Source organism: Bacillus sp. GMa5/1 (assembly GCF_050172015.1).
Classification (GTDB): Bacteria; Bacillota; Bacilli; order Bacillales; family Bacillaceae_G; genus Bacillus_A; species Bacillus_A cereus.
In genome coordinates, this window is sequence record NZ_JBNLYC010000133.1 from 1 (window position 1) to 11,280 (window position 11,280).

The following is an 11,280-nucleotide window of genomic DNA, read 5'->3' on the forward strand; positions in this document are numbered from 1 at the left end:
GCTTGAAAAAAATATAGTTGATGAGATAGCCTTAAACGACAATTCCCAACAAGCTTAATACACATTGGCTATGATGAGTTAGACCAAATTTTGTGAAACAGTATACAACAAAAAGGGAAGAGGCGATAAATATGCAGTCAACGGAAGCGCATATGAAGGAAAAACAACGAAGAGAAAAAATAGAAATTATATTTAGTCACAGGGTAAAAGGGGAGAATTTTTTTCACGGTTCTTCCTATCAATGGAAAAACATTGTATATCAAAATTATAATAGGATACAACAAAAAGAGTTGGAAATTGAACAACTCATTTCAAAAATGGAAAAAGAAGGGATCCGTTTTACGCAGCACCGTTCCCTCATACACTATCCCGTCATTGATTTCGTAAAATATATAGCTAAGATTTATAAGGAGCCCCTCGAAATAAAATAATCATATTTATAAAAGGTTTATTTCCGGGGGTTTTTTTAACTTAAAACCAGGGGTACCGCCCCATTTCCATCAAGATAAAGTTTTATAACACCCCCAAAACGAAATTTTTAGGTTTTATTGTGAAAAAAGCCTATTTATCATTTTGGGGGTGACCTGTTTTCTTAGGTTGATGGGATACCGCCATCAACCTAAGAAAACAACATGCTAGGAGTATACTAGATTTTATACAGTTTTTCTACTAATCCAATAACCCAAAAACCATGCCAGGATAGGAATGTATAAAAAATGAATAGAGTTATCGAAAAAGAAAAAGTGGATTACACCACTACTTTCCCTGCTACCCTACTACTAATAGTTATTTAAAACAAACCAGGTAATTTAACACTTAAATATTTAGGAAGAAGGCTCAGAATGAAATTAAATAATGAAAAAGATGGCATTGTGTTTGCAGTACTTTCTTATATTATGTGGGGTATTACTCCAATTTACTGGAAGCTTATTCAACACGTATCTTCAGGAGAAATTCTAGCACAACGAGTCTTTTGGTCCTTTATTTTTATGCTTGTACTTTTATTTTTCATGAAGAAATGGTCTACATATGTTGAATTCATGAAAGAAATTGTTAAAAATCCAAAATTAGTTTTGTCACTTATTATTGCTTCTGTACTGATTAGTTCAAACTGGGGTATCTTTATGTGGGCAGTGCTTAATGGAAAAATATTAGAAGCAAGTCTTGGTCAATACATTAATCCTTTAACAAGTATGTTAATCGGTGTAATCGCATTAAAAGAAAAGTTAAGTGGTTCTCAAATTCTTGCATTTATATTAGCAGGCATTGGTGTATTAACACTAACGTTCCATTATGGTGTGATTCCTTGGATTTCTCTTAGTTTGGCGCTTACCTTTGGATTTTATGGTTTAGCCAAAAAAATGATTAAAACAGATTCAGTCATTGGATTAACACTTGAAACGATGGTAATTTCGCCTATTGCGTTAGTATATTTGACTTACTTGATGTTTCAATCTCAAATACAATTTTTCAATTCTGTTTCAACCAGTTTATTATTAATAGGGAGTGGCATAGTAACAGCTCTACCACTTTTATTATTTACAAAGTGTGCTAAAAAAGTTTCATTATCTATGCTTGGTATTCTCCAATATATTTCACCAACTCTGTCACTAATAGCCGGTGTTTTTCTTTATAACGAAACGTTAACAAAAGCTCATTTTATAGCTTTTACCTTTATTTGGTTAGCCCTTGTAATTTATACTTTTTCTTCCATAACAAAGTCAAGTAAAGAGAGTAAAAAATAAATGAGTTTAACTTATAAATAATGAACTACCTGTAACGAAAATTATGTAAATAAGCTGTCCATATGGGCAGCTTATTGTATTTTTGCTTAGCGTTTTTTTGATGCATGTTGAATTGATGGTATTTTTGTACCAAGTACAAGTATGAATGCAACAAGTGCTAATCCTGTACATAGAAGAAATAGATAATAGAATGAAAATGATTTTATTACCCAAAGATCTAATACTGGTCCTAAAGCCATGCCATTGCTTCTCCACGAAGAGATCGTGGAATACATCAATCACAGCCTTTTCTATCGAACTTGTAGCAACTGCCCAGCTGATTCCATGGAAAATATGTAAAATCACTAAGCATATAGCCCCTGTTATCCAAGTATAAAAATACATTGTCTTTACAAATAATACTCAAACATTTTTGCAACCTTTTCTTTTATTTTTTCTTTTATAGATAATTGGTTGACGTCAGAGGATGTTACTTGCTTTGAATTTTGTAAGTCTGCATTAACCACTGGCTTTATTCTCGAAATATAGATAGGGTCATGAATATAACAGTTCATTTCCTCATTTAAATGAAACGAACGTGAATCAAAATTCACGGTCCCAACCATCAATACTTTTTCATCAATCAAAAATACTTTACCGTGTAACACCCCATTTTTGTAACCATATACTTCCATCCCCTGTTTTAATGCTTTTCGGATATATGGATATGCTGCTTCTTTAACTAATAGTGCATCCGAATGAGGTGAGAATAGAATTTTGACACGGACTCCCCTCTTTCTTGCATCTACTAATGCGTTCCAAATAGTTCTGTCTTTTGGTATAAAATAAGGTGTTAATATAATAATGGATTCTTTTGCTTGTTGAAACAGCATTTTATAATCTTGCCCAAGTTTTTCTCCACTATAATATGCAGTAAATCGTTGCGAGGTTGCTCCCTTTTCCTTTACCGCATTGTGTATCGGAATCGGTTTCTCTGAGTTTCTCTTCCAGTCTAATACAAATTGTTGTTCTAAATCTTGAACTCCTTCTCCTCGTATTTGAAGATGATAATCTCTCCAATAACCAAGTTTTTCTTTTTCTCCCAAATACTTCTTTCCAATGTTGAATCCACCAATGTAACCAACCTTTCCATCAATAACTGAAATACGACGATGATTCCGATGATCCAAAGAAGAAAAAAGATAAGGGAAAGCAGGTTTATTGTAATATGTAAAATGAACTCCTTTTTTAACTAATAATTCTCTTTCCTTTTTCTTTAGTAAAATTCCACCTAACCTGTCCAAAGCATAGTATACTTCTACACCTTCTTGACTTTTTTTCCGCAATAACTCTAGAAACTGATGGCTTACTTTATCATCAGCAATAGAAAAAAAGTTAACATGCACGTAATGCTTTGCTTGCTCTATATCTGAGAATAGTTGATTGTTTAACTGTTTCCCATCTGTATACAAAATAATATCACTTTGACGCATAGGGTATTGACTAGATTTTTGGCTAAATACCCCATTTTTTTCTGCTATCGTTCTGTCAATTTCACCCCAAACAAACAGAACTAAACATCCACCGATAAATAAAAAGAGGAATACTCGGAAAATTCTTCTTATCTTTTTCAGCACATTTAATCTCCTTTATATATTATCGTTTTATTTCTGTTAGTTTTTGTTATTGGGACAAAACTATTCCATGCATCTATTAGCTAAAAAAATCCCTCTTTGAATGATTAACTATAAAATTTCTCATTCGCATAACCCTAAAATTGGAAGTCGTACAATGATAATAAAATAGGCACTCTATATTTTGAAGTACATTTACAAGGAGGAATACTACATGACAGTAAGTACTAAACTTAAACAAACTATCGCTGGATTAAAGAGTGCTCAAGCATGCCTAGAAGGATTTGTTCTTGATACTGATAACAAGCAAGCAAAACAATTATATAAAGGTGCAGCACAACAAACTCAAGAAATTATTGAATCTTTAAATCCTCGTCTTCAACAAATTGAACATGAAGAGCCTCAGTACAAGTAATAACATAATACCTTTCACATAGAATATCGTCCCCATGGAAGAGTGCCCAGCTTAAATAACGATTATCATAATGCTAATTATGATTAAAGGGTCTCACCATATTGCCATCAATTTAAGAATTCAAAATTACCCCAAAACGAAAAAATGAGTTCAACTCTCATGGACACCTATGAAAAGATAAAATTTTCGTTTTTGGGGCATTTCAAAATATTAGCTTGATTGGCATAGGGGTACCGCCACATACCCATCAAGCTAAAGATGTATATTTCATGCACTTCCGTTCTTGATGCTCACATGCTTGATATTTTTATTTGTTTTTAAAGTTTGCTTTTGATTAAAAGGGAAAATACACGCTATAAAAATAAAACCCCAATCTCTCCATATTAAAATCGAGAAATTGGGGTTTAGTCACGTAACAATATTTTTTATTTAAAACAAATAACTAATTAATAATCCTGCTGACAATAAGAAGCCGAAAATCGTATTTGTCATTGCTGTTGATTTCATTGCGATGCGCATATATCCGGGATCCTTTGCCCCTTTTTGGAAACTTTGAATCGCAGAAATTGGCTTTCTCAAACCTAGGAACATAACTAATGCCCAAGGGCTTATATAACCCATTAATACAATTACGGCAATCCATAAATACGCAATGAAAAAGGCTACCGCTAGTGTTACCACAGCTTTCTCTCTCCCAAGGAGGATTACTAATGTCTTTCTTCCACCTTTAATATCTTCTTCGATATCTCTGATGTTATTCGACATATTGATTGCACCGACTAAAATTCCAATTGGAATGGAAATCAATACACTTTCAATCGTTACAGTATTCGTTTGAATAAAGAAAGCAATGAGTACAAAACATGTCCCCATTAACAATCCAGAAACTAATTCTCCAAACGGGGTGTACGCAATTGGTAGTGGACCACCTGTATATAAATAGCCAACTGCCATCCCAATTAAACCAATAACCACTAACCACCAACTACTATTCATACAAATATAAATGCCAATAAAAGCTGCTACTACATACAATAAAAGCGCAACTGTTAACACATTTTTTGGCTTCAATCCATGACGGACAATTCCACCACCGATGCCAACGGATTCAGCGGTATCTAATCCACGTTTGAAATCATAGTACTCATTAAATAAGTTCGTTGCTATTTGCAATGCTAAACATGCAACCATCATCGCAATAAATAACAGCCAATCAATTTTGGCAATATAAAGTGATGCCACTGTTCCTAAAATTACAGGAGAAAACGTCGCCGTTAATGTATGTGGGCGCGTCATCTTCCATATTAATTTAGCGGAACTAATTTCTTTTTCTGTCCCCATAACTCTGTTCAATCTCCCTACATTTTAAGTATAAATTACTAGCAGTATCTTTCTATCTATTTCCTGCCACGCATCCATTCATTATATCAATAAATGATTATCCTTTCTAACAAATCTACTTTTAATAAGGTGAAAAATTATAAAATGAAACTTTAATCAGTAGGAGTTTTGTCACCCCCACTGATTATTAGTACATATCCATTGGTTTTTTACGGGCAGCCCTCCCATTCGTTGAATTTTGTGGTGGGAGTCTTACTGCCCGTTAATGCGGGATAAAAAAGAAGTCAAATTACTTCCAAACAACACCTCGCCTCTCATATTCCATTCTGTATTCAACGGCAGCCGCAATTTTAGGGCTTGCGAATCTTTCCGTGATCCAAAGTCCCAAATCAACTCCTGAAGTAACTCCTCTTGCAGTGATAATATCCCCTTGATCCGCAATTCTGTAATGAAGAAGCTCTGCCCCGTATTCACTCATTTCATCCTGTGCCAAATAGTGCATCGTTGCCTTTCGACCGTTCAATATACCAGAGGCAGCTAATAGCATACCTCCTGTACACACACCAGCAACAATTGTTCCTGCATTGTGCATCTCGCTAATCATTTCGGTCAAAGTACCAAGCTCTGCTTGCTTTCGTGCCCCATGCTCTGCTTTATGATTCCAGCCACCACCAGGTACAATTAACAAATCTGGCCTATTATCCATTCGTAAAAAATCATGTAGTTTAACCGTAACTCCAAATGAAGTCGTAACTTCTTGTTTTTGTTCACTCGAAACGAATTCAATTGTAAATGGAGCCCCTTCTTCTATCGCTCTTTTCAGTACCTCAAACGGTGCGAAAGAGACAAGTTCTCCGAAACCATCAAACAATACTATTTGTATTTTCATTTTCGGACACCTCATATGCTTTCTTTTTTAAATTGTAGATATATATAATGATTGGGCAACCTCAAAGTGTAAATTGTAAAGTATACCTAGATTATTCAAATAAAAAATAATATCCCACATAGTTAAATACATTTGTAAACCCTACATTTTCCACAACTGCAACAGAAGGCTTGTTCAATTCCATACAGTCCCAATATGGAATAATATCATTCTCCAAACAATCTTTCACAAAACTATGCGCTATCTTTTGAGCTAATTTTCTCCCTTGGTGACCTTTTATCGTTTCAATATCTATACAATGTATATTTGCAAATACAAAACCTGAAAAACATACACTTACAATTAGATCATCATAAACAACGCAATAACCGATTCCCTCATCGAAAAAACAATCCGGTGAAGACCAAAACTCTAAAATTTTTGATTGTAAAAAATCAATATTCTTAAATGTATTGTTATTATTTTCATAGAGAGCTTTACTCATTTTCAGCACAGTATATCCCTGTTCAAATTTAGGCTCATGATGATTGTCATAATCCTCTTTTCTTAGCGTATACACTCTTTGATTCCAACTCTTTAATTTACGGTGCTGAAATATTCTTTCAATTGTTTTGTTCCATTTTGAATGATTACCGATTCCTTCAAAGCAATCTAGTCCTACCTTCCTCGCCTCAGGTACTATTACATTATTAATAAAATGATTCATTTCTTTATTAAACTCTTCATTTGCAGAATCTCCAATGAAGAAGAATCCATCATTATTACCTAACCAAATAAGTCCCGAATTAGGAGCAGTACTATTATCTACAAATATACGACCAGGGTTCACTCCTGCAATTACAGCACGTACCTCTAATTGACCTTGTTCATTCACTAAACTATTACACCTATAAAAATCATTCTTGCTTAGTTCACAGATCATACGTTACATCCCCTTTTTTAAACTGTTCTATTCTAACTTTACCACTTTCACATAATATTCTGTATTATTTTCAAGAGTGGTTTTAAAGCGATGCGATAAGTAAATGAAATACATAATAAAAAAGAGTCAATCCCCTATAAGATAGAAGATTGACTCTTTCCTTTATTTACTCCCCTGTTTCAGAAAATCGCTTTATACGTTCACCAATTTCATCACGAACACGTTGAAATTCGGACCACTCTTTTCCTGCTGGATCATCAAATCCCCAATGAACACGATTTACATGCGGCGGGGTAGATGGACAAACAGAATCCGCATGACTACACAGCGTAACGACTAAATCAGCACTATTTAAAATGTTTGCATCAATTATATCTGATGTTTGATTTGTTATGTCGATATTTACTTCGTTCATTGCTTTAATTGCATTTGGATTTACTCCATGTGCTTCAATTCCTGCAGAATATACATTCCATTTATCACCTAAATATTGTTTGCCCCATGCTTCTGCCATTTGGCTTCGGCATGAATTTCCTGTGCATAAGAAATAGATTGTCTTTTTGTTTTCCATGTTGTTTTCCGCCTTTGTTTTTAAATTATGCTGGTTGATCATTAAAATATTTACGCTTAAACCAAAAAGCGACGTTTACAAGTGCAATCATTACAGGTACTTCAACTAATGGTCCGATAACTGCTGCAAATGCTGCGCCTGAATGAATACCAAACACCCCAACTGCTACAGCAATTGCTAACTCAAAGTTATTACTACCTGCTGTAAATGCTAATGTTGTCGTCACCGGATAGTTTGCACCAATTTTTCTTCCCATAAAGAAAGATACAAAAAACATTACAATAAAATAGATTAATAACGGAATCGCTATTCTTACCACATCTAGTGGCACGCTAACAATCATCTCTCCTTTTAAAGAAAACATAATGACGATCGTAAATAGCAATGCAAGTAATGTAAGTGGACTAATTTTAGGTATAAACACCTTTTCATACCACTGTCTTCCTTTTAACTTAACTAGTACAAAGCGTGTCAACATACCTGCTATAAAAGGAATTCCCAAATAGATAAATACTGATTTTGCTACTTCTATCATTGTAATATCGACAATAGCACCTTCAATCCCTAACCATTCTGGAATTACAGTTACAAATACGTATGCATAAACTGAGAAAAAAAGCATTTGGAATACCGAATTAAAAGCAACTAAACCTGCCGCATACTCTTTATCTCCATCGGCAAGATCGTTCCAAACAATGACCATCGCAATGCAACGTGCTAACCCAATCATAATGAGACCAACCATGTATTCTGGTTTATCAGGAAGAAAAATAATTGCTAACACAAACATAAGTACCGGACCAATAATCCAGTTTTGTACTAAAGATAGAACTAACACTTTTACATCTTTAAATACTCGGCCCATTTCCTCATAGCGAACTTTCGCTAATGGTGGATACATCATTACAATTAAACCAACAGCAAGTGGAATAGACGTCGTTCCAACCTGTAATGTATGTAGTCCGTCTACTACACTAGGAAACACAAACCCTAAACCAATCCCAACAGCCATAGCTAGAAAAATCCATAGTGTTAAATATCGATCTAGAAAAGATAAACGTTTCATTTTATTTTCCATCTCCTATTAACAACAAGAATTTTGTTCTACTACGTTAGAAGTCGTACAACAAGATGGATCTTCAATTTTATGAACATCACTCTGTGCTTTTGTATAAAAGAATTCCCACTCGTTCCCGTCAGGATCTGTTACCCAAAACTTATCTTGTACTGCATAGCAACAAGTCGTATCCATCTCATCACGTGCAAAGAACCCTTCTTTTTCTAATCTTTCTTTATGCAATGTAATCTCTTCAGCTGTATCCACTTGGAAACCGAAATGATTTACTTGGTTTCCCTTCACTTCATCTCTTACGTTCAGCGTGAAATTAAGTCCTGGCGTCTCTAATAAAAATTTTGCATAATCCACCTTCACCTTAACTGGTGACACACCAAATACCTTTTCGTAAAATTCAATAGACTTCTCTAAATCCGTAACGTTTATACCGACGTGAACATATCTCATACCTTATTCCTCCTCTTTATATATTATTAATCAATTTTTTTTGATTAATGACTCAAAATTTTAACAGCAACTACCTTTACCTGTTTTTCTAAAGATACAGCACAATTCTTCTGATAACAAATTATTCACTTCCGCATCATTTAAATCATAATAACTCCACGTACCTTTTGTTTCTTTTACAATTAAACCTGCGTCTAATAAAATCTTTAAATGATAGGACAGCTTAGATTGTGTCATTTCAAAAACTTCTGTCAAATCACATACACACGTCTGGCCCCGCTGGCAAAGCTCATACATGATTTCTAAACGTTTTTGATCAGCCAACGCTTTAAACTTTTTCTCATATAACTGAAAATTTTGTGCCACTGTAGTTCACTTCCCTTCATCAACTTTTTTTGATGTTTATAGTATATACGCTAGTGAGTTTATTATGCAACTTATTAATCGAATTTTTTTGATTTAGAAAAACTTCCTCCCATTATATCTTTGCTACAACTAAAAAGGACCCTAGCCTTTTCAAAAATGAAAAACTACGGTTTTTTTTACAACTTAATAGTTACAATATTTCCGAGAAATGGAGTCTCTATAACTATTTTAAATTTTAATTTGATCATTATAGAGTAGTGCCTCATCACCATCAATCTAAGAAAAACAAATACCCCAAAATGAGAAAAATCGATATAACTCTTGTTTTTGGTGCATATTCATAAAAATAGTTTAAATCCTTAAGTTGATGGTTGTGGGGCGGGCCCCATGCCCATCAAGCTAAGATTTTAAGACACCCCCATAACGAGAATTTTACTTTTTTACAGTTATTTATGAAAATTCCGCTTGTTTTTTCATTTTTGGGGTGCTAGACCTAAAACTTCAGCAATATGCATAGACTGAAACATCTAGTTTTCACGATATAATTCTCAGCTAAATTCGAAAAAAAGAGCTTGAATTCCCAAGCTCTTTTAAATATTACTTAATAACTTTATAACCACCATTTTTCCTGTGGAATTAAAACTGTTTCAATATCAAAGTTATTCTCAAACCATTCCTTCATCAATGTTTTATGGACCAGATATTCTGATGCAGAATGGGAAACGCCGATTAAAGACATCGAAGTATTAGAAACATAATCCATCATTTGTTTGTATCTTTGTTTACCATATTCGTTATCAATATGGCAATGGATTTCGCCAGTGATATAGGCTTGAACTCCTCTTTTTTCAGCTTCCTCCATCCAACTTACTTTGTCGCCACAACCTGCAACGATAGCTATTTTCTTTACGTTATTTATGTTCTTACCTTCAAAATTAACATATGGAATATCGAATATTTCTTTTAAGTGAGAAGTTAGTTCACTTGTACTCTTTTCTTCAATGTTACAAATTAGAACTAGGTCTTCATTATTTACATAAGAAAATAGTAACGTGTTTTTAACTTAAAAAATAGTCTAAAACCTTAAGGTGACAGAAAGCAATCTAGTTTCTTACAGAATTAAACTAAGGACATTGTTTAACACATGTATTGCTATGATATATGCAAGGGATCTTTTAGAAATAAGATAAGCCACAGTAAATATCACCGAGCCTGGTAAATAAATAGCAAAATCGGAAAGGTTTTGTGAATGAAGAACTGTAAAAATTAGAATGGAAATGATTGATGCAATAGCAGTACCAACATAACTAGAAAATCTATTTACTAATATATGACGAAATACAATTTCCTCGACTATTGGACCTGCAACACCAACTAAAATCAATGCAAATATAAAAGGTACCTCTGAAGCGGCTTGATTAACGGCATCTTGATTCACTGACTGATCTGTATTTACTAGAAATTTCGTAACAAATTTTTCTAGAATTCCCGTAAGTAAAACCACCATAGGAATACTTACTACTTTCAAAATTGTTTTCTCTTTAAAATAAGAAAAACTTTGAATAATTTCTTTCCTATAGAAACTTATACCTATAATAGCAGGTACAATAAAAGCGGCGGCAGTATTGGCAAATTCTGATTCAACTAAATTTACATTAGTTAAAAGTGATACTCCTACTAATATGAGGACGCCAATCTGAAGTATTACAAACATTGTAAAAACTACTAACATAATAAGATCTTTTTTATTCGTTTTTATAAAGTTCACTTTATTATCCCCCTAATTAAATTGCCTAGAATCTTTAATTTTTCTTTCTGCATAAATTTCTCCTTTTAAATATATTCACACATGATTCCGGACCATTCGGTCCGGAATCTAATGATACTATATGTCTC

At 33.7% G+C, this 11,280-nt stretch carries 12 protein-coding genes and 2 pseudogenes; 3 read left to right on the plus strand and 11 right to left on the minus strand.

Annotation, left to right across the window (positions count from 1 at the left end; translation table 11 throughout):
• The first annotated feature begins 131 nt into the window (after positions 1-131).
• Entirely contained in the window at positions 132-431 is a 300-nt protein-coding gene (locus ACQGSG_RS22210; RefSeq protein ID WP_001191994.1) for a hypothetical protein, read from the plus strand.
• A gap of 411 nt (positions 432-842) precedes the next feature.
• Complete coding sequence (rarD, locus tag ACQGSG_RS22215; protein WP_050821970.1) at positions 843-1,745, plus strand: EamA family transporter RarD; 903 nt, start codon at positions 843-845, stop codon at positions 1,743-1,745.
• A 92-nt stretch (positions 1,746-1,837) separates the two neighbouring features.
• Here the strand turns inward: rarD and ACQGSG_RS22220 are convergent.
• Both ACQGSG_RS22220 and ACQGSG_RS22225 read right to left on the minus strand, forming a co-directional pair.
• A pseudogene (locus ACQGSG_RS22220) lies at positions 1,838-2,147 on the minus strand (MFS transporter); the annotation flags it as partial.
• Entirely contained in the window at positions 2,135-3,361 is a 1,227-nt protein-coding gene (locus ACQGSG_RS22225; RefSeq protein WP_426948024.1) for a phospholipase D-like domain-containing protein, read from the minus strand. The gene ACQGSG_RS22225 and the pseudogene ACQGSG_RS22220, both read right to left, overlap by 13 nt.
• 211 nt (positions 3,362-3,572) lie before the next feature.
• Here ACQGSG_RS22225 and ACQGSG_RS22230 point away from each other — a divergent pair, with 211 nt between their 5' ends.
• Positions 3,573-3,773, plus strand: coding sequence for a DUF1657 domain-containing protein (locus ACQGSG_RS22230; RefSeq protein ID WP_000218933.1), 201 nt, complete (start codon positions 3,573-3,575; stop codon positions 3,771-3,773).
• A gap of 429 nt (positions 3,774-4,202) precedes the next feature.
• Here ACQGSG_RS22230 and menA read toward each other — a convergent pair whose 3' ends face one another.
• From menA to ACQGSG_RS22275, 9 genes and pseudogenes are all read right to left on the minus strand, one after another.
• Complete coding sequence (menA, locus tag ACQGSG_RS22235) at positions 4,203-5,114, minus strand: 1,4-dihydroxy-2-naphthoate polyprenyltransferase (protein WP_000536355.1); 912 nt, start codon at positions 5,112-5,114, stop codon at positions 4,203-4,205.
• A 289-nt stretch (positions 5,115-5,403) separates the two neighbouring features.
• Entirely contained in the window at positions 5,404-6,003 is a 600-nt protein-coding gene (locus ACQGSG_RS22240; RefSeq protein ID WP_000701557.1) for a DJ-1/PfpI family protein, read from the minus strand.
• Positions 6,004-6,094: 91 nt separating this feature from the next.
• On the minus strand, positions 6,095-6,925 hold the full coding sequence (locus ACQGSG_RS22245) for a GNAT family N-acetyltransferase (RefSeq protein WP_000562836.1): 831 nt from the start codon (positions 6,923-6,925) through the stop codon (positions 6,095-6,097).
• 166 nt (positions 6,926-7,091) lie between these two features.
• Entirely contained in the window at positions 7,092-7,496 is a 405-nt protein-coding gene (gene arsC, locus ACQGSG_RS22250; RefSeq protein WP_000428354.1) for an arsenate reductase (thioredoxin), read from the minus strand.
• Positions 7,497-7,521: 25 nt separating this feature from the next.
• Positions 7,522-8,562, minus strand: a complete 1,041-nt coding sequence (gene arsB / locus ACQGSG_RS22255) for an ACR3 family arsenite efflux transporter (protein ID WP_000826532.1) — start codon at positions 8,560-8,562, stop codon at positions 7,522-7,524.
• Between the two features lie 18 nt (positions 8,563-8,580).
• Positions 8,581-9,018: an ArsI/CadI family heavy metal resistance metalloenzyme gene (locus tag ACQGSG_RS22260; RefSeq protein WP_001270993.1), complete on the minus strand. Its 438-nt coding sequence runs from the start codon at positions 9,016-9,018 to the stop codon at positions 8,581-8,583.
• 60 nt (positions 9,019-9,078) lie between these two features.
• The gene (gene arsR / locus ACQGSG_RS22265; protein WP_002026021.1) at positions 9,079-9,384 is read right to left on the minus strand and encodes an arsenical resistance operon transcriptional regulator ArsR; all 306 of its coding nucleotides are present in this window, start codon (positions 9,382-9,384) and stop codon (positions 9,079-9,081) included.
• Between the two features lie 610 nt (positions 9,385-9,994).
• Positions 9,995-10,411: pseudogene (locus ACQGSG_RS22270) on the minus strand (Nif3-like dinuclear metal center hexameric protein); the annotation flags it as partial.
• Positions 10,412-10,495: 84 nt separating this feature from the next.
• Positions 10,496-11,152 carry a CPBP family intramembrane glutamic endopeptidase gene (locus tag ACQGSG_RS22275; RefSeq protein WP_426948028.1) on the minus strand — a complete coding sequence of 219 codons (657 nt, stop codon included), beginning with the start codon at positions 11,150-11,152 and terminating at the stop codon, positions 10,496-10,498.
• Positions 11,153-11,280 lie beyond the last annotated feature (128 nt).

Coding starts and splice junctions, on each gene's coding strand:
- ACQGSG_RS22240 (WP_000701557.1), bottom strand. CDS start 6,003: ATGAAAATACAAATAGTATTGTTTGATGGTTTCGGAGAACTTGTCTCT.
- arsB (WP_000826532.1), bottom strand. CDS start 8,562: ATGAAACGTTTATCTTTTCTAGATCGATATTTAACACTATGGATTTTT.
- ACQGSG_RS22210 (WP_001191994.1), top strand. CDS start 132: ATGCAGTCAACGGAAGCGCATATGAAGGAAAAACAACGAAGAGAAAAA.
- ACQGSG_RS22245 (WP_000562836.1), bottom strand. CDS start 6,925: ATGATCTGTGAACTAAGCAAGAATGATTTTTATAGGTGTAATAGTTTA.
- ACQGSG_RS22230 (WP_000218933.1), top strand. CDS start 3,573: ATGACAGTAAGTACTAAACTTAAACAAACTATCGCTGGATTAAAGAGT.
- ACQGSG_RS22260 (WP_001270993.1), bottom strand. CDS start 9,018: ATGAGATATGTTCACGTCGGTATAAACGTTACGGATTTAGAGAAGTCT.
- arsC (WP_000428354.1), bottom strand. CDS start 7,496: ATGGAAAACAAAAAGACAATCTATTTCTTATGCACAGGAAATTCATGC.
- rarD (WP_050821970.1), top strand. CDS start 843: ATGAAATTAAATAATGAAAAAGATGGCATTGTGTTTGCAGTACTTTCT.
- menA (WP_000536355.1), bottom strand. CDS start 5,114: ATGGGGACAGAAAAAGAAATTAGTTCCGCTAAATTAATATGGAAGATG.